Origin of the sequence: Scytonema sp. PRP1 (assembly GCF_036697665.2) — a bacterium.
Lineage (GTDB): Bacteria > Cyanobacteriota > Cyanobacteriia > Cyanobacteriales > Nostocaceae > Kalymmatonema > Kalymmatonema gypsitolerans.
This window is the reverse complement of the sequence record NZ_JBAHYJ020000059.1, coordinates 166,485-188,056: the sequence shown is the minus strand read 5'-3', so window position 1 is coordinate 188,056 and position 21,572 is coordinate 166,485. Positions and strand designations below refer to the sequence as shown.

Below are 21,572 nucleotides of genomic sequence, written 5' to 3'. Positions count from 1 at the left end.
GCTTAAAACTCCACTACTTCACCACTAACTTCTGTAACTGCTGAATCTCCAACAGCCCAATCCATTACTTCCAGGTAAGATGCAAGTTCGGCTACTGTGGGAAACTCAAACATCTTTTGCACAAATAGACCAAATCCCAAAGCTGAGTTAATTCGTGACACCACTTGAGTAGCTAACAGGGAATGTCCGCCTAGTTCAAAGAAATTATCTTTAACACCAATGCGTTCAGTTCCTAAAACTTCGCTCCAAATTTGCACCAGTTGAGCTTCCAGAGGTGTGCGGGGTGAAACAAAGCCAGTAGCAAGATTTCTCGTAGCTGTATCCGGTGCTCTTAGGGCGCGACGATCAACTTTGCCATTGGGTGTCAAGGGCATGGCTTTGAGGAGAACAAAAGCTTGGGGAACCATATAGTTAGGTAGCTTCTGTTGGATCAAAGAGCGCACTTGCGGGACTAATTTCTGAACTAACTTACCATATAGGGGATTGTTAGTGTACTCAGTCCAGGGTTTAGCAGTAATGGACGAACTATCAAAAGAAGCGGCTTTGTATGCTTGATTGTGGCAGAAAACCACATCATAAGAACCATCTTGACTACTTTCCCACCAACTGAGTTGGACTGTGTAGCCGAGTTCCTGCCCCAACTGGTAAAACTGTTCGGGGTTAATGCCAACTGTGGACTGTTGTGTTAGTAGTTGCCGTAGTTGCCCCACCGTTTCGACGGCTGGGGGATTTTCCCACCATTGCCAAATCTGTAGCGCTTGCTGCACCCGTTTATTAGGTACACCCCTAATTCCCAAAATTTCTGGCTGTCGGGTAAGTAGTTGATTTTCAATTTGTTTTAATGACAGCCCGTCTAGTTGCCAGTTTAACCAAGGAACTACCGTCACTTCGGCTTCGCTCAGTACAGGTGTTTGGACATCAGTATTTATATGCAGGGTAACATCATAGCGGAATTGCGTTAACTCGTTTTGGGCGTTACCGCGCTTGGGCTGAATCTCTACCCAAGTAATTTGGGGAAAACGTTGTTTCAGGGCGATGAAGAAACTAGGATCAATTAGTAATTCTTCTTCAGCAGCCACACTAGAATTTACCTGCTGTTGCCATTCCTCAATTGTTCTCTCGAACGAAGCTTGGGACAACTGCACAGCAGCATGGAATGCTTCCAACAGAGGCAAGGAGCGCACATCACCCATGAAGATTTTACCTTGTTGAGCGATCGCGGCGATCGCCCCTTCGATTACCTGCAACAGATAGTCCACACTGGGGAAGTACTGGACGACAGAGTTGATCACTACAGTATCAAACTCTCCTTGGGGGATACCGTCAAAGTTATCTGCCGTTCGTTGTAGCAGACGCACATTATCTAAACCTGATAATGTTTTACACATCTGCTCAACGTGTTGTAAGGCAGCACTGGAATAATCAATCCCCCAATACTCCTTACTTTTGGGAGCTAAACGAGATAGGAGTAACCCCGTACCACAACCAATTTCTAATACTCGCTGCGGTGACAGAGACAGGATGCGGCTGACTGTATTCTCAACCCACTCGCGCATTTCCCAATCTGGGATAGCAAGTTTTGTGTACGAACTGTTCCAACCACTGATATTAAAAGTCAGGTCATCGGCGCTTGTTTGCGGTTGTCCGTAAGCTTGTTCATAGAGCATTTGCCAGTCACTGACGTACTCACTCTGCCATTGAGCTAACTGTTGGGGTAAGACTTGGTTTTTCAGCGCAGGTACTAAGTAAGCTACTAGCTGTTTATCACCAGTGCGATCAATGGCAACAACGACACTTTCCTGTACTAAGGGGTGTTGAGTCAAAACATCTTCAATTTCCCCTAACTCAATACGGAAACCACGAATCTTGACTTGGTTATCAATGCGTCCCAAGTATTCGATATTGCCATCTGGCAGATAACGAGCTAAGTCACCAGTTTTGTACAGTCGGGAATGCGGTTCATCGCTAAAGGGATTAGAGATAAATTTCTCTTGTGTTAATTCCACACGGTTAATATAACCTCGTGCCAATCCCACACCACCAATGTGTATTTCTCCTGGTACACCAACGGGTACTGGTTGTAAATGCGAATCTAAAATGTAGATTTGTGTGTTAGCAATGGGACGACCAATAGTAACTTTCTCATCTTCAGGATTGCATTTGGCAATTGTGACGCAGACGGAGGCTTCTGTCGGACCATAAGCGTTGAAGAAGTTTCTCCCCGCAGACCAAAGTTTGACGAGTTCAGGCGAACAAGCTTCACCAGCAACAATAATCGCTTGCAGTGCTGGAAGTTCCTGACTTGGTAGGACTGCTAAGGCCGATGGTGGTAAGGTGACATGGGTAATGGCATCATCGCGTAATCGCTCAATTAACGGCGTACCTGGCATGATTTCGTCTTTTGTTCCCAGGTAAAGTGTTGCCCCTGACCCCAAAGTCATCAAGATTTCGGATATGCAGGCGTCAAAACTAAAGGAGGCAAACTGAAGAACGCGATTATTAGACTGTACACCAAAAGCCTGAATCTGTGCTAGAGCTAAGTTATACAATCCCCTATGCTCAACCATCACACCTTTAGGTTTACCTGTGGAACCGGAAGTATAGATTACATTTGCTAGATGAGAAGCTGTGACTTCAATAGTCAAGTTATCTTGGTTATTGGAGTCAATTTGTGACCAAACTTCATCTAAGAATACCAGTTTTGCTTGATGTTGGGGTAGTTTATCTAGCAGTCGCTCTTGGGTGAGCAGTACTCCAACTTGCGTATCTTCTAACGTAAAGCTGAGGCGATCGCTAGGATACTCTGGATCAAGGGGTACGTAAGCACCACCAGCTTTGAGAATCGCCAACAGTCCTATGACCATTAATAGTGATCGCTCCACACACAACCCTACTAGTACATCTGCTCCCACACCCAAAGACCGCAAGTAATGGGCTAACTGATTCGCTCGACAATTCAATTGGTGGTAAGTCAGTTGTTGATTCTCAAATACTACCGCCACTGCATCAGGGGTACGTGCTACCTGCTCCTCAAACAACTGATGAATACACTTATCTTGAGGATAAGCAACCTGAGTTGAGTTCCACTCTACCAACAATTGATGGCGTTCTGGCTCGGTGAGTAAGGGGAGTAATGCTACTGGCTGCTGCGGATTTGCGGCGATCGCGCCAGCGTGCTGTAGGCATATCGCTTCTAGTAAAATTTGGAAGTGCTGCATCATACGGGCGATCGTTGCCGCATCAAATAAATCACGGTTGTAAGAGCAGAAGCCCCCAAGCCCTTCTGGTGTATCCCACAAGTAAACTTCCAGGTCAAGCCGCACTGAATCTAGTCCCGAAGCCATCTCTTCAACTGTTAAACCAGGTAGTTCCAAAGGCGCAGAGGGAGCATTCTGAAGGGCAAACACCACCTGTACCAAAGGATTGCGATCTAAGTTCCGCTCTACTTGCAATTCTTCGACTAACATCTCGAAGGGCAAATCCTGATGGTCGTAAGCCTCTTGAGTTACCCGTCGCACCTGCGCCAACAAAGCTTCAAAAGTTGGTTCTTGGGATAAATCGAATCTCAGTGCCAAGGTATTGACAAAAAAGCCAATTAACCCTTCTATTTCTGTGCGGTTGCGATTGGCGATCGGTGAACCAACTACCAAATCTGTTTGTCCACTGTAGCGAGACATTAACACTACAAAACCCGCTAGCAATGTCATAAACAGCGTACTTCCAGACTCTTGAGAGAGCTTTTTCAGCTGTTGCGTTAGGTTGGCGTCTAATTGCAGTCGTTCTGTACCGCCTCGGAAAGTCTGTATAGCTGGGCGGGGGCGGTCTGTGGGTAGTTCTAACAGAGGTGGCGCACCTGCTAATTGTTGCTTCCAGTAGCTTAACTGACGCTCTAGCACTTCATTTATCAGCCATTGACGCTGCCACACAGCAAAGTCGGCATACTGTATGGGTAACTCTGGTAACATTATAGGATTACCTGTGGCGATCGCTCGATAATAGGCTGATAATTCACTGATGAATACGCCCAGTGACCAACCATCAGCTGCAATATGGTGAATTGCGAATGCCAATACATACTCGTCTTGAGCCACTTGCCACAGCTTGACTCGTAGCACAGAACCATTAGCCAGGTCGAAAGGTTTGCAGGCTTCTTCTGCCACCAGTTGCTCTACTTGTTTGGTGGGGTCTGGCAGATTCTGTAAATCGACCACTGGTAACGTGAAGGTTGTATAGGGGTCTATTACCTGTACTGGCTTATTATCCTTGATCCCAAAGCGAGTCCGCAGAGGTTCATGGCGTTGCACGATCGCCGCAAAAGCTTGTTCCAAAGCTTTAACATTGAGTTGCCCCACCAAACGCAAAGCTAAATCTATTGTGTAAGCACCGCTTTCGCCTTCTAAGTGATTGACAAACCACAACCTTTCCTGCGCCCATGACAGGGGTATGTCTGCATTTCTGGAAACAGGTAGAATCGGCGTTACTGTTAGACTAGAACCAGTTTCTAGCTGAGTGGAAATTACTTCACTTAACTGAGCAACTGTTGGTGATTCAAACAGAGAACGCAACGGCAACGAAATTTGCAAAGCTTCCTGTAAGCGAGAAATTACCTGAGTAGCTAGGAGGGAATGTCCTCCTAGTTCAAAGAAATTATCATCAATACCTACTCGCTCTAACCTCAGCACTTGCGACCAAATCAGGGCAATTTTTTCCTCAATAGAGTTGCGGGGCGCAACAAATTTATCTGCTATTTCACTATCTAAATCTGGTGCAGGCAGGGCGCGGCGGTCTACCTTACCGTTAGGAGTCAGGGGTAGAGCTTCCAGAATGACGAAAGCATTGGGAACCATGTAGTCTGGCAGTTTAGCTTTTAAGAATTGCCGCAATTCGTCGCTTGTCGGTATCACCTGTTTTTGCGGCACTACATAGGCGACTAAGTGCTTCTGTCCAGGGATATCTTCACGGGTAATGACGCAAGATGCCTGCACATCTTCATGTTGACTGAGTAAGGCTTCAATCTCTCCCAACTCAATACGGAAGCCCCGGATTTTTACTTGGTTATCAATGCGCCCTAAGTATTCAATATTACTATCTGGTAAATACCGTGCCAAATCCCCCGTTTTATATAATCTACTCTCTCCTGCTTTCGCAAAAGGATTGGGGATGAATTTCTCATTGGTTAACTCTGGTCGGTTGAGATAGCCGCGTGCCAATCCCACACCACCAAGGTACAATTCTCCCGGTACACCAACAGGTACAGGTTGTAAGTTTTGGTCAAGGATGTAGGTTTGCGTATTAGAAATTGCCTGACCAATAGGAATAGTTGTGGCTGTGTCTACTAACTCCTCTACCAAATACCAAGTAGAAAACGTAGTATTTTCTGTAGGGCCATAGACATGGAGTAGGTGCTGTGGTGCGCCTTTATCTAGGATTTCCTGCACCCATCTGGGGTCAACCGCTTCCCCTCCAAATAGCAGATATCGTACACAAGCAAATGCTTGCGGTAACAAATTTGCTAATTGATTGAATAAAGCTGTGGTTAAGAATAGGACGCTGATTTTGTGGGAGCGCAAATTTACAGCAAATTCTTGGGGCGAAAGTAATACAGACTTGGTAATGATGACTAGTCTTGCTCCATGCAGCAATGCTCCCCAAATCTCGAACGTAGCAGCATCAAAAGCAATATTTGCCGCTTGAGCAATACAGTCATCGGGTGTTAACTGTATGTAGTTGGTGTTTAAGACCAATCGATTTACAGCTTGATGTGTGACGACTACTCCCTTGGGTGTGCCTGTAGAACCGGAGGTGTAAATTACATAAGCTAGGTTTTCTGCACTGACTGTGCTGTTGAGATTATCCTGATTTTCTTGGTGAATAATTCGCCAGTCAGTATCTAAGCACACCACACGGGCTTGATGTTGAGGAAGAGACTCTACTAATTTGTCTTGAGTCAACAGCACTTTTACCTGAGTGTCTGTCAGCATAAATTCTAGGCGTTCTTGGGGATACTCAGGGTCAAGCGGCACATATGCCCCACCGGCTTTGAGAATACCCAGTAGTCCCACCATCATCAAGGGTGTACGCTCTAAACAAATACCCACTAGCTCATCGGCTCCCACACCCAAGGACTTCAGGTAGTGCGCCAACTGGTTAGCACGACAATTTAATTCATGGTAGGTGAGTTGTTCATTTTCATACACCACCGCTACTACATCCGGTGTACGCTCTACCTGTTCCTCAAACAACTGATGGATACATTTATCTGCGGGATAATCTACTTGTGTATCATTCCAGTCGATTAATAACTGCTGCTGCTCAACTGCTGTCAATAATGGTAATTGAGAAATGCGCTCTTGGGGATTAGCCACAATTGCTTCCAGCAATGTGACAAAATGACCAGCCATCCTCTCAATGGTGCTGGCATCAAACAAGTCGGTATTGTATTCCCAGACTCCCACTAATCCAGCCTCAGTGTTGCCCATTGCTAAGGTAAGATCAAACTTGGCAGTTACACCTGCTGTTGATATGTGACTGAGAGTTAGCCCCGTCATTTCTACTTCAGACATAGGTGCATTCTGAAGTACAAACATAACTTGGAACAGTGGTGTATGGCTGAGGTTGCGTTCTGGCTGTAATGCTTCCACCAGCATTTCAAAGGGCAAGTCCTGATGAGCGTATGCGCCTAAAGCTACTTCCCGAACACGACGCAGTAAATCAGAAAAACTGGGATTTGCAGATAAATCAGCCCGCATCACTAAGGTATTGGCAAAAAAGCCAATTAACCCTTCTATTTCGCTGCGATTACGGTTAGCAATTGGTGTACCCACCAAAATATCTGCTACACCCGTGTAGCGGTACAGCAGAGTATCATAAGCTGCTAACAGCGTCATGAACAAAGTTGCCCCTTGTTGCTGACTTAGTTGTGTTAGCCTTTCGGTTAACTGGGGTGAAAGTTCAAACTTTTGGTGTGCGCCAGCGAAAGTCTGTACTGCCCCTCTGGGTCGGTCTGTGGGCAGTGCTAATAAAGCTGGTGCGTCTTTGAGTTGTTCTTGCCAGTAATCCAGTTGGCTTTGCAGTACATCGCCTTGCAACCACTGTCTCTGCCATAGTGCAAAGTCTGCATACTGAATTGGTAGTGTTGGTAAAGTGGTTGGCTGACCTTGAGCGTAAGCATTGTACAACGCTGTTAATTCTTGGACAAACACACCCATTGACCAGTCATCAGAGACAATGTGGTGCATACACACTAACAAGATGTGTTCTGCCTCATTTAGCACTAGTAATGTCGCCCTGATTAATGGTTGCGTTGCTAGGTCAAATGGTTGCAAAGCTTGTTGTTGCGCTAGTTGCTGTACAGCTATTTCTTGCTCGTTTGCAGGCAGATGTTGTAAGTCAACAACGGAAACTTGCCAATCTGTGCGTGTTTGAATAATTTGCCTTGCTTGTCCATCAACGGCGATGAAGTTAGTGCGTAAGGCTTCGTGACGCTGAATAATTTCTTGCAAGCTTTGTTCTAAGGCAGCTTGATTCAGTGTTCCTACCAGACGCGAAGCTTCGGAAATGTTATATAAGGCACTGTTAGGCTGTAACTGTTCTAAAAACCACAAACGCTGTTGAGCGAATGACAGTGATAATTCCGCATCCTTTGCTCTTGGCAAGATGGGTGGAGAAGTTAGTTCTAAATTTTGTGGCTGCAATTGCCCAATCAAATCCGCCAATGCGGCAACTGTTGCTGCTGCAAAAATGCTACGTAATGGTAGTTCTATTTTGAAAATGTTGCGGATGCGGGAAACCAGTTGTGTTGCTAGTAGGGAGTGTCCCCCCAGTTCAAAGAAGTTATCATGAATGCCTACCTGCTCTAGTTTCAGCACTTGCGCCCAAATTTCTGCCAGCGTTTCTTCAGTGGGGGTGCGCGGTGCAACATAGTTGTCTATTTGTTCGCTCTGTAAATTTGGTGCGGGTAGGGCGCGGCGGTCTACTTTGCGGTGTGCTGTGAGTGGTAGTGACTCCAGCGCCACGAAAGTGCTTGGAACCATGTAAAGCGGCAGACGATTGGAAATGAACTGACGCAGTTCGCTAATTACGGGGATCTCTTGGGCATAAGGTACTATGTATGCGACTAGGCGTTTACTTCGACTCCGCTCAGTACAAGTATCCCCAGAAGTATCTTCTCGGAGGATGACACAAGATGTCTGCACATCAGGATGTTGGTTGAGTACGGCTTCGATTTCTCCCAACTCGATACGGAAGCCCCGGATTTTTACTTGATTGTCGATGCGCCCAAAGCACTCGATGTTGCCATCGGGTAAGTAGCGTGCCAAATCCCCGGTTTTGTAGATGCGATCGCATTTGGGATCTTTGAATTGGTTGGGGAGAAATTTTTCCTGGGTCAATTCTGGGCGGTTGAAATAGCCTCTTGCTAAACGCACACCCCCAATATGCAGTTCGCCTCTGATACCAACGGGTACTGGCTGAAGATTACGGTCAAGGATGTAGATTTGCGTATTGGCGATGGGACGCCCAATAAGGACTGTATTAGTTTTTCCTGATTCGGGATGTAGTAGCTCGTGGACTACGGCTGTTACCGATGCTTCAGTGGGACCGTAGACATTCAGACAAGTGATGCCATCGCCTACCAATTCTCTCCACATGGTAACAGTTTCTGGTAGCACTGCATCCCCACCCACAGCCACTAAGCGCAAACATTGCGGCACAGTGGCATAGGATTGAGCTACCGCCACTGTCCATTCATGCCAATAGGCTGGAGTGATATTTAAGACAGTTAGCTTTTGTTGTTCAATAAATTCGGCAAGATTGGCAAAGTCAGAGAACATTTGTACTGGTCTAACGACCACAGTTCCGCCTTTATACCAAGTGGGGAAGATTTCTTCTGCCGCCACATCAAAGCCAAGGGAAGCAAATTGCAAGACGCGATCGCTGCTAGTCAGACCAAATACTTCACTAATGGCACTGCTATGATTCACCAAAGCTGCATGAGTGAGCATCACGCCTTTAGGTTTGCCAGTAGACCCAGAAGTGTACAACAGACAAGCTAAGTTTTCTGGTTTTGCTCCACTCACCAAATTTTCTTGACTTTGAGAGTTAAGTGTCTCAGATTCCGCATCTAAGACGATGACTTTTACCCGTTGGACTGGCAAGGAATCAAGCAATTTCTGCTGGGTGATTAGTATGGCAACTTGTGAGTCTTGGGATATATCAGCCAATCGCTGCTGGGGATAATCAGGGTCTAGAGGAACATAACCGCCGCCAGCTTTGAGGACAGCTAACAATGTCACGATGATGGATAGCGATCGCTCTAAATAAATCCCCACCAAAACCTCTGGTTCCACGCCCAAAGATTGTAGGTAATGTGCTAATTGATTCGCTTGGGTGTTTAACTCTTGATAAGTCAGTTCTTCATTGTCAAACAGCACTGCAACAGCATCAGGTGTCAGTTCTGCTTGCTGCTCAAATAATTGATGGAGACATTTATCAAAGGGATAATCAGCTTGAGTATCATTCCACTCAACAAGTAACTGCTGTTGCTCAAATGCCGTCAATAAAGGCAATTGATCAATCTGCTCTTGGGGATTAGCCACAACCGCTTCCAACAGAGTCACAAAATGACCAGTCATCCGCTCGATGCTGCTATGGTCAAACAAGTCAGTGTTGTACTCCCACACGCCCACCAGTCCAGTAGGAGTATTCTGCATCGCTAAAGTCAAATCGAATTTTGCCATTGCAGTTTCTATTGGCAACGAACTGACAGTTAACCCAGTCAACTCTACGGTTGAGAGGGGGTCATTTTGCAGCAGAAAATCTACCTGAAATAGTGGTGCATGGCTGAGGTCTCGTTCTGGCTGCAATGCTTCTACCAGCATTTCAAAAGGCAAGTCCTGATGAGCATAGGCATCCATTGCCATTTCCCGAACACGACCCAGTAATTCGTTAAAGCTGGGATCGCCTGATAAATCAGTCCGCAAAACTAAAGTATTGACAAAAAAGCCAATTAACCCTTCTATCTCAGAGCGATCGCGGTTAGCAATTGGTGTACCCACCAAAATATCTGCTACACCTGTGTAGCGGTAAAGCAATGTATCAAATGCTGCCAACAAGGTCATAAAGAGGGTACAACCTTGCTGTTGGCTAAGTTTGGTCAGTTTTTGAGTTAACTCAACAGAGAGTGCAAACTCTTGATGTGCGCCTGCAAATGTCTGCACTGCTCCTCTAGGTCGGTCTGTGGGAAGCGGTAATAAAGTGGGTGCGTCTTTGAGTTGTTTTTGCCAGTAGTCCAATTGACTTTGAAGTACATCACCTTGCAACCACTGTCTCTGCCAGATGGCGAAATCTGCATACTGAATCGGTAGTGGTGCTAAAGTGGTAGGCTGACCTTGAATATAAGCGTTATACAAAGCTGTTAATTCTTGGACAAACACACCTATTGACCAGCCATCTGAGACAATGTGGTGCATACACATTAATAAAATGTGTTCTGTCTCTGACAGCACCAGTAAAGTCGCCCTAACTAATGCTTGGCTTGCTAAATTAAAGGGTTGCAAAGCTTGCTGTTGCGTTAATTCCTGTACAGCTATTTCTTGCTCGTTTGCAGGCAGATGTTGCAAATCAACAATTGATAGTGTCCAAGGTATATCTTCTTGTTCCCTAATAATTTGCCTTGCTTCTCCATCAATAGCGATGAAGTTGGTGCGTAAAGCTTCGTGACACTGAATGATTTGTTGCAAGCTTTGTTGTAGCGCAACTTGATGCAAAGTTCCAACTAGGCGCAACGCAAAAGGGATATTGTATAAAGCACTGTTCGGATCGAACTGGTCTAAAAACCATAAACGCTGTTGAGCAAATGACAGTGGTATTTCTACATTCTCTGCTCTTGGCAAGATTGGTGGAGCGACCAGTTTTAACTCCTGTTGCTGCAATTGCTCAATGATGAGCGCTAATTCACCAACTGTGGCTGTGGCAAACAACTCACGCAATGGTAGTTCCACTTGGAAAATCTTGCGGATACGTGAAACTAATTGCGTTGCTAGTAGCGAATGTCCACCCAGTTCAAAGAAGTTGTCATGAATGCCTACTTGCTCTACTTTCAGCACTTGCGCCCAAATTTGCACCAGCATTTCTTCGGTGGGGGTGCGTGGGGCGACATATTTATCTGCGTCGCTTTGTAAATCCGGTGCGGGTAGGGCGCGATGGTCTACTTTATCATTAGGAGTTAGTGGCAAGAACTCCAACATCACAAACGCCTGAGGAATCATATATTCAGGCAGTTTATGGGAGAGAAACTGACGTAGTTCGCTAGTTGTAATTGTTACCTGCTTTTGTGGCACTATGTAGGCGACTAAGCGGTTCTCTCCTGGTATGTCTTGGCGAACAATAACACAACAAGCCTGCACATGGGGATACTGACTGAGGACTGTTTCAATCTCTCCCAACTCAATGCGGAAGCCCCGAATTTTAACTTGATTGTCGATGCGTCCTAAGTATTCGATGTTGCCATCAGGTAAATAACGTGCTAAATCCCCAGTTTTATATAATTTACTCCCTTCTGTCTTCTCAAACGGATTAGCAATAAATTTCTCATTGGTCAACTCTGGACGGTTGAGATAGCCTCTTGCCAATCCCGCACCACCAATGTGTAGTTCTCCTGGTACACCAATGGAAACTGGTTGTAGATATTGGTCGAGAATGTATATCTGAGTATTACGAATGGGTCGTCCAATGGTGGTTTTTTGCTCATTAACACCCAGTATTTTGTACGTTACTTCTACAGTTGTTTCAGTAGGGCCATAGGCATTCAGTAACTGTGGGTATTCGCCTATGTGCTGTTGCCACATTCTCAAGCGTTGCTCAAGTGGATGCTCGCCGCCTATAACTACCAGCCTGACGGAATCAGGTAACGACAAATTGGCATTAACTAATTCAAAAGTTAGCTGATGCCAGTATGCTGTCGGCAAACTTAACACTGTTAAATTCCCATCGCGGCATTTTTGGATCAATGTCTGCACTGAACTCAGCATTTCCTGAGTTCGCAGCACTATCGTTGCACCACAAATGAGGTAAGGATAGATTTCTACTGCTGCTACATCGAAGCTAATAGAGGCAAACTGTAGTATCCTGTCGGTATTTCTTACACCGTATTCAACAATTGCCGCTTGTGTAAGATTAACTAAAGACTGATGTTGAATCATCACCCCCTTGGGCTGACCTGTAGAACCAGAAGTGTAAATTACATAAGCTAAATTTTCACTACTGATGCTATTAACCAAATCAGCATCACCCGCTTGAGCAATAGATTGCCAGTCAGTATCCAAACAAATAAGTTGCGCTTGATGCTCAGGTAATCTTTGCACTAAATGCTGTTGAGTCAATAGGAGCGACAGTTGAGCGTCTTTAATGATGAAGCTCAAACGCTCTCGGGGATATTCAGGGTCAAGTGGTACATAAGCCCCACCAGCTTTGAGAATACCCAATAATCCCACAATCATTTCTAAAGAACGTTCTACACACAGCCCTACCAGTACATCTGCTCCTACACCCCAGGACTTCAGGTAGCGCGCCAACTGGTTAGCACGGCAATTCAATTCATGGTAGGTAAAATGTTCATCTTCAAATACCACCGCCACTGCATCAGGAGTACGCTGTACCTGTTCCTCAAACAACTGATGGATACACTTATCACGGGGATAATCTACCTGTGTGTCATTCCACTCAACTAACAGTTGATGTTGCTCAGGTTGTGTCAACAAAGGCAATTGGGAAATGCGCTCTTGGGGATTCGCCACAATAGATTCTAGCAGTGTGACAAAATGACCAGCCATCCGCTCAATAGTACCTGCATCAAACAAGTCGGTGTTGTACTCCCACACACCCACCAGTCCGGTAGTAGTGTTTTCGATTGCCAAAGTTAAATCAAACTTGGCAGTTTTACTCCTTAGCTTGAGTAAATTGACAGTTAACCCAGTTAACTCCACGGTTGATATAGGCGCATTCTCTAACACAAACATCACTTGGAACAGTGGTGTATGGCTAAGGTTGCGTTCTGGCTGCAATGCTTCCACTAGCATTTCAAATGGCAAATGCTGATGAGTGTATGCCTCCATTGCCATTTCCCGAACGCGACCTAATAATTCGCTAAAACTGGGATTACCTGCCAAGTTGGTACGCATGACTAAGGTATTGACAAAAAAGCCAATTAACCCTTCTATCTCAGAGCGATCGCGGTTAGCAATTGGTGTCCCTACCAAAATGTCTGTTTGTTCTGTGTAGCGATACAGTAGGGTATCAAATGCAGCTAACAGCGTCATAAAGAGAGTACAACCTTGCTGCTGACTCAGTTGTGTCAGTTTTTGGGTGAGTTCCAGTGAAAGCGCAAATTCTTGACGTGCGCCAGCGAAGGTTTGCACCGCAGGTCTAGGTCGGTCTGTGGGAAGCGGTAATAAAGCTGGTGCATCTTTTAGTTGTTTTTGCCAGTAATTCAATTGGCTTTGTAGTACATCCCCTTGCAACCACTGTCTCTGCCATAGTGCAAAGTCTGCATACTGAATCGGCAGTGGTAATAAATTGGGTGATTTATCTTGAGCATAAGCATCGTACAGCACCGCTAATTCTTTGACAAACACACCCATTGACCAACCGTCTGAGACAATGTGGTGCATGGACACTAACAAGACGTTTTCTGTCTCATTCAGCAGCAGTAACTTCGCTCTAAATAATGCTTGATTTGCTAGGTTAAAGGGTTGAATAGCGTGTTCTTGCGCTAGTTGCTGTACAGCTATTTCTTGTTCGTTTGCAGGTAAATGTTGCAAGTCAAAAACTGAAACTTGCCAGTCTGCTTGTGTTTGAATGATTTGTGAAGCTTGTCCATCAACGGTGATGAAGTTGGTCCGTAAGGCTTCGTGACGCTCAACGATTGCTTGTAAGCTTTGTTCTAAGGCAGGAACTTTGAGAGTTCCTGTTAGACGCAAAGCAACATGGATATTGTAAAAGGGGCTATTCGGCTCAAATTGGTCTAAAAACCATAAACGCTGTTGAGCAAATGACAGTGGTAGTTCTACATTCTCCGTTCGCTTGAGGATTGGCACAGAAGTCAGGGCGATATCTTGTTGTTGCAACTGCTGGAGCGATCGCCCTAATTGAGCTACTGTGGCATTAGTAAACAACTCACGCAATGGTAGTTCCACTTTGAACAAATTGCGGATGCGGGAAACCAATTGCGTCGCTAGTAGGGAATGTCCCCCCAATTCAAAGAAGTTATCATGAATCCCTACCTGTTCTATTTTCAGCACTTGTGTCCAAATTTGTGCCAGCATTTCCTCAATGGGCGTGCGTGGGGCAACAAATTTTTCTAGTTGTGTGCTGTCTAAGTCTGGTTTTGGTAGGGCGCGGCGATCAATTTTTCCGTTAGAGGTAAGAGGTAAAGATTCCAGCAACACGAAGGCGTTGGGTATCATGTAGCTTGGCAGTTGGTTGCCCAGGAATTGACGCAGTTCTGGAACTGTGGCTGATTGTTCTACCTTCAGCACTACGTAAGCAACTAAACGTTTGTCCCCCGGTTCATCCTCTCGCACTACCACCACATTTTCCCAAACGGCTGGATGTTGCCCCAGCAATCCCTCAATTTCTCCCAACTCAATACGGAAGCCGCGAATCTTGACTTGGTTATCAATGCGCCCTAAATACTCTAACTCGCCATGAGGTAAATAACGAGCTAAGTCACCTGTTCTATATAATCTACTCCCTCCTACCTCCGCAAAAGGATTAGAGATAAACCTTTCTTGAGTCAATTCAGGACGATTTAAATAGCCACGAGTCACCCCAGCACCACCGACGTACATCTCACCCCTGACACCAATCGGTACTGGCTGTAAATTTTGGTCTAGCAGATATACCTGTAAGTCAGGAATCAGGCGTCCAATGACATTGGCTGTATCATGCAAATCAGCTTTGCTCAAAGGACGATAGGTAACGTGTACGGTAGTTTCTGTAATCCCGTACATATTCACTAACTGGGGTGAGGAGTCGCCATGTCGGTCAAACCAAGGCTGCAAACTCGCCAGTTCTAAGGCTTCTCCACCAAAAATTACCAAGCGTAAGCTTAAGTCGTTAGCAGTTTCTATAGATTGTTCGGCTTGAATTAATTGACGGAAGGCTGAAGGTGTTTGATTGAGAACAGTGACTTTTTCTTGACACAATAACTCATAAAAGGATTCAGGCGATCGCGTAACCAGATATGGGACTACTACCAGTCGTCCACCATAAAACAAAGCTCCCCAAATTTCCCAAACAGAGAAGTCGAAGGCATAAGAGTGGAACAGTGTCCAGACATCTTGAGAGTTGAAGTGATACCAAGAGTCTGTCGCTGCAAATAAACGCACTACATTAGAGTGATTGACTAAAACACCTTTGGGCTTACCTGTGGAACCTGAAGTATAGATGACATAAGCTAGATTCTCGGATGTTGCAGTGTTTTCCGGGTTTGACTTGCACTCTTGAGCAATTTTTTCCCAATCGGTATCTAAGCAAACGACACGCGCCTGATGTTGAGAAACAGACTCTACAAAATGGTGTTGAGTTAACAGCAGGGGAAGTTGAGCATCTTCTAACATAAAGCTCAAACGCTCTTGGGGATATTCAGGATCAAGCGGGACATACGCACCACCAGCCTTGAGAATGCCGAGTATACCCACAATCATTTCTAGTGAGCGTTCTACACAAATCCCCACCAGCACATCTGCACCTACACCCAAAGATTTTAAGTAATGCGCCAATTGGTTAGCTTGGGTGTTTAATTGTTGATAAGTCAGTTGTTGATTGGCAAACGTCACCGCCACTGCATCGGGGGTACGCTGCACCTGCTCCTCAAACAACTGATGGATACACTGATTCTGGGGATACTCCGCCTGAGTATTGTTCCATTCAACTAATAACTGCTGTTGCTCAACTGCTGTTAGCATTGGCAATTGCGCTAGGTGCTGCTGTGGATTGGCGATTATGCCTTCTATCAATGTTTGGAAATGACCCAACATTCGGGCGATCGCTGCATCATCAAATTGGCTGGTATCGTAGCTCATCCTTATCTGTAATTGCTGACCAGGATAAGCAACAACTGTTAGAGGATAATTAGTATGTTGAGATATCTGAATATTGTCAATGGAGAAGCTATCATTCCGTGATTTTCGGGCAGCATCAACAGGAAAATTCTCGAAGACAACAATGCTATCAAATAAAGACGTTCCTCTCTTGATTTCGCTCCAACCTTGAATATCTGCTAATGAACTATAGGAATATTGCTCAGACTCTATCTGCTGCGCTTGTAAATCTTTCAATAAAGCTAGTACTTGGGTGTCTGCTGCAACTTGAACTCGCATGGGCAGGGTGTTGATAAATAGTCCCACCATTGATTCGATCCCAACAATAGATGGCTCCCGACCAGATACAGTCGCACCAAAAACTACATCTGTTTCTTGGCTGTAGCGAGACAGTAATAATGCCCAAGTTGCTTGTACTAAATTATTAAGAGTCAAGCGATTTTGGCGTACAAAAGACTGGAGTGCCGTTGTTAGCGATGCTGTGAACTGAATTTTTTGTTCACCATAGCTGATACCGTCTTTATCTGATAGGGGTTTCTCCACTGTCAAATGAGTGGGTGCGGTAAACCCTTGGAGTTTTTGTTTCCAGAACTTTTCAGCTTGTTTTTGATCCTGTTTTTGTAGCCAAGCAATATAGTTGCGGTAGGTGACAGTTGGTTGATAACGGAAAGTTTCACCCTGAGAAATTGCTTGATAAAAGTTCAATAGGTCTTGAAAAACTAATGGTAAAGACCAACCATCTAGTAATAAATGATGACTACTCCAAACAAATTGGTAGGTATTTCTATTTAATTGGAGCAGATGTAAGCGCATCAATGGAGCTTGAGATAATTGCAAGCCCTTTTGTCGGTCACATTCTAAGAAAATTTCTAATTGCTGTTGCTGTTCTTGTGCAGATAACTCCTGCCAGTCATAGGTTTCGACAGTAACCTGCACCTGGCGATACACTACTTGTACAGGCTGGCTCAAAGATTCCCAAACAAAAGCCGTGCGGAAGATGGAATGCTTTGCTACTATTTTCTCCCAAGCTTGCTCAAAGGTTTGCACATCCAAATTCCCCGTCAAAGTGCAACTCACTTGAGCAAAATATACGCTTGACTCTGGATCGTACAAACTATGAAACAGCATCCCCTGTTGCATCGGAGATAGGGGATAGATATCTTCAACATTTTGTCTGTTTGTGTTTTTAATATCTGATTTCATAGATTTGCAAATATTTGATCTAGTTCTGTTTGGTTCAGTTGTAATAACGGGAAATCTTCGGGAGTACAACCATCAGTTTCAGAAGAGGAAGAATTGACTAATTCCTGTTCTATTTGCGTCTCTGTGATTTTGTCTGCGACTGCGGCTAATTCAGCGATGGTTTGATGGGTAAAAAGTTGCTTGGGAGTCAGTTCCAATCCTGCTTGTCTTGCTCTGGTGATGATTTGAATAGTGAGGATGGAATCGCCACCGAGTTCAAAGAAGTTATCATGTATACCTACCTGCTCCACTCGCAGAACTTGAGACCAAATCTGGGCTAAAATTTCTTCTTCCGGGGTGCGCGGCGCAACAAAACTCAGTTCTAGCCCCTCGCGCAAGTCTGGTGCAGGTAATGCGCGGCGGTTTACTTTGCCATTGGGAGTTAAAGGTAGGGCTTCTAAAATGACGAAAGCACTAGGAATCATGTACTCCGGCAGCCTAGCTTTCAGAAATTGCCGCAGTTCGTCTGTGGTTGGTGTCACCTCTTTTTGCGGCACTATGTAAGCAAATAAACGTTTAATTCCTGGGTTATCTTCACGGGCGATGACACAAGAAGTTTGCACATGAGGATTCTGTCCTAGGACTGCTTCGATTTCTCCCAATTCAATCCGAAAACCCCGGATTTTTACTTGATTATCTATGCGTCCTAAGTATTCGATGTTGCCATCTGGTAGATAGCGTACTAAATCCCCAGTCTTATATAATCTACTCCCTCCTGCCGAATCAAAAGGATTAGGAATAAATTTCTTTTGCGTTAACTCTTTAGCATTGAGATAACCTTTTGCTAATCCTGCACCGCCAATGTGCAATTCTCCAGGCACACCAACAGGAACAGGTTGCAGATATTCATCTAAAATATAGGTTTTTACGTTAACTATAGGACAACCAATAACTGGCTTGAGGTTAGTTGCGATCAAACACACTGTAGTATCTACAGTGCATTCTGTCGGACCGTAAACATTATAAAAATTAATATTTTCAACTTGTGCCAAAGTTGCCCACATAGATTCATCAATAGGTTCTCCTCCCACTAGAACATATTGAGGAGCAGATTTACTTTCGAGCAATCCCGCCGAAATTAGCAATCTCAGTTGCGATGGTGTGCAATCCAAGACATCTATTTTTTGCTGCCGTAGGTAGGACAACATGGCATTGCCATCAAATCGTACCTTTTCTGGCACAATATCCAGGCTATGACCATAGATCAGTTGAATAATCTGTTTGACAGAAGTGTCGAAAGATAAAGATCCATTCACGCTGACTCGCAATGGAAAATTCTGGTTGTAAGAATAAATAGCTTGATGCAGCCCGTGAGCAAGATTCACAACGGAGGAATGCTGAATCATTATGCCCTTTGGCTCTCCTGTCGAACCTGAAGTGTAGATTGCATAAGCCAAGTTCTCAGTTTGAACTTCACAAATGGGATTTGATTCCTTTGCTTGAGAGATCACCAGCCAGTCAGTATCTAAGCAAACAAGTTGGGCTTGGTGTTGTGGAAGCTCTGCAATTAAATGTTGTTGGGTTAACAACACTCCAACTTGAGCATCTTTGAGCATAAAAAGTAAACGCCCAGTTGGATACTCTGGATCAAGGGGTAAATAAGCACCACCCGCCTTAAGAATGCCTAGTATACCGATAATTGTATAGAGCGATCGCTCCACACACAACCCTACCAGCACATCTGTACCTATACCCAAAGACTTCAAGTAGTGCGCCAATTGATTAGCGCGAGTATTCAACTGGCGGTAAGTAAGTTGTTGATTTTCAAATACCACCGCTACTGCATTTGGTGTATTCTCTACCTGTTCCTCAAACAATTGATGGATACACTTATCTAGCGGATAGTTCGCCTGAGTATTGTTCCACTCAACTAACAGTTGATGTTGTTCAACTTCTGTCAGCAGAGGTAATTTTGAAATTTGCTGCTCTGGGTTAGCAACAATACCTTCCAGCAAGGTCTCAAAATGCCTTGCCATCCGCTTGATTGTGGTAGCCTCAAACAAGTCAGTATTGTATTGCCAACAGGGTTCGACAACTCCCTTAGCTTCTTTCACCATTAAACTCAAATCTTGGTTTGCACCTCTTTGTCCAACCAAGTATGGCTCCATCTGAAGCACTTCTTCTTGAATGTGCGATGGATTCTCTTTTGGTTCACACCAATGTTGTCTTTGCCAAGTGAAACTAACTTGACACAAAGGAGGACGGCTGGGATCTCGCTGTTGCTCAAGTTGTTCTGCTAACAGAGAAAAAGGGTAATCTTGATGCTTTTGGGCTTCTGTAACTATTTTGTTGACTTGAGCAAGAAGTTCATTGAATGTGGCATTTTCCCTGATAGCAACTCGTAAAACGGTCAGGTTGACGAAGTAGCCAACAATCTCTTTAAACTCTTCTTTGCCCCATCGACCTCTCATGGGACTACCTACCAGGATGTCTTGTTGATTAGTGTAGCGATAAAGTAGCACGTAAAATGCTGTTAGCAGAATCCGATAAAGGCTTGTTCCAGAGCCTACAGCTAGATGTTTGAGTTTTTGATTTAGCTGTTCATCTAGCTGTTTAATATAAGAAGCTCCTCGATAAGTCTGTACTGGGGGACGGGGTTTATCGGTGGGTAAATTTAAAATTGGTAATTCCCCAGCTAATTGCTTTTGCCAGTATTGCCACTGTTTCTCTCCCCTAGAACTGGATAGCATTTCTGATTGCCAATGGATAAAATCTATATAAGATTTATTCTTGGTCAAAAAATCATTTGCTGTCTCTGTGTGTTCTTGACTAACTTGTGCAATTTCGATAGTGTACAAATCCCGAAACTCGCTAAGTAGTAAATCAAAAGACCACATGTCACCTGCAATGTGGTGCATTGTTAGCACAAGAATATGTTCTTTGGCGGATAGAGTAAATAAATTCACCCTCAGAACTGCATCTTTTTCTAAGTTAAAAGGGCAGTCAGCTATGGCAAATATTTTCTCTTTTAAGTGGTCTTCACTCCAATTGCTGGAATCTATTACCTCAATATTAAATTTCTGTTGTTGATTAATTTGCTGAACGGGTTTACCTTCATGACTGGTATATGTCGTTCTAAGAATAGGATGGTTTTCAATAATCTTTTCCCATACACGATTGACAATATTAATATCTAAATAAGAATTAATTTTTCCGGCAATCAATATATTATAAGCAACACTCTCTGGAGCAATTTGCTGGATAAACCACATTGCTTCTTGTCCAGAGGAGAGCGGATAACTTTTTTGTACAATCTGGTTCATTAGTTTCCTAAAAATCGTTGTAATTTTTGCTGAACAAACTATTTAGAAAGAATCTGTATGAACAAAGATGCGTTTTTATTACTTAAAGTCTTTCAAAGCTAACATACATAGTATCAAAGATAAATACTAATAGTTTTGACTAATCTCCAAATTGCGTGCCTATTAGGGCGAGCCAGAATTATCCAACAGACTAAATCATAGTTTTATGAAAGCAAACCAAATCTAGGTATCACAAATAGAAAAACACTATCTGATAATGAGCTTTGCTCAATAGTCTGGACAAATCAACAATCTTGGAATCTAAAGAAGCGCTTATGAGTACAAGGGGTTTCCCCAGCATCTGCCAAGTATTTTGCTCCGTCTTATACGCTTTTCTTATCATCGAAAACCTGTATGATTATATACACATAATATGATAAGCGATCGCATCTTCATCAAGCCATGTGTTTATATTTACTTAATAAATGACTTGTCATCTCAACTTTATCCATTTGCAGCAACGCGATGGGCATAACGCTCGCCCGAGGGCATAGCATACGCTAAAACCTTTATGGACCCTAGACTTTGGCTTTTTCAATTTCGGGAAAATTAGTGATGTAGGAAAAACCTCGATATCCTCCATCCAAGCTGCTATTCTCCAAATTTCAGCAATTACATTTGTAATAAAGCTTACAACCCCCCCACTTTGAAAACATCTTTTGAATTGTAGCGTACAAATCATGTCAGCTTCACAAATAAAATGCAACAGTACTTAAGACAGTTAAGACAGTTAAGACAGTTAAGACAGTTAAGACAGTTAAGCAGATCTTTAAACGGACAGTTAAGACAGTTAAGACAGTTAAGCAGATCTTTAAACGGACAGTTAAGACAGTTAAGACAGTTAAGCAGATCTTTAAACGGATAAAAAAAGAATTAAAAAAGTGAATTAAAGAATAGTTACAAACTATAATTTATTTGCAGCTAGGGC

General features: G+C 44.1%; 2 protein-coding genes. Both read right to left on the bottom strand.

Translation table 11 applies throughout. From position 1 onward, the window contains the following. Nucleotides 1-2: 2 nt before the first annotated feature. On the bottom strand, nt 3-17,303 hold the full coding sequence (locus V5G28_RS12045) for a non-ribosomal peptide synthase/polyketide synthase (RefSeq protein ID WP_332997558.1): 17,301 nt from the start codon (nt 17,301-17,303) through the stop codon (nt 3-5). Further along, nucleotides 17,300-20,605, bottom strand: coding sequence for a non-ribosomal peptide synthetase (locus V5G28_RS12040; protein ID WP_332997556.1), 3,306 nt, complete (start codon nt 20,603-20,605; stop codon nt 17,300-17,302). The genes V5G28_RS12045 and V5G28_RS12040 overlap by 4 nt, the downstream gene beginning before the upstream one ends. Nucleotides 20,606-21,572: the final 967 nt, after the last annotated feature.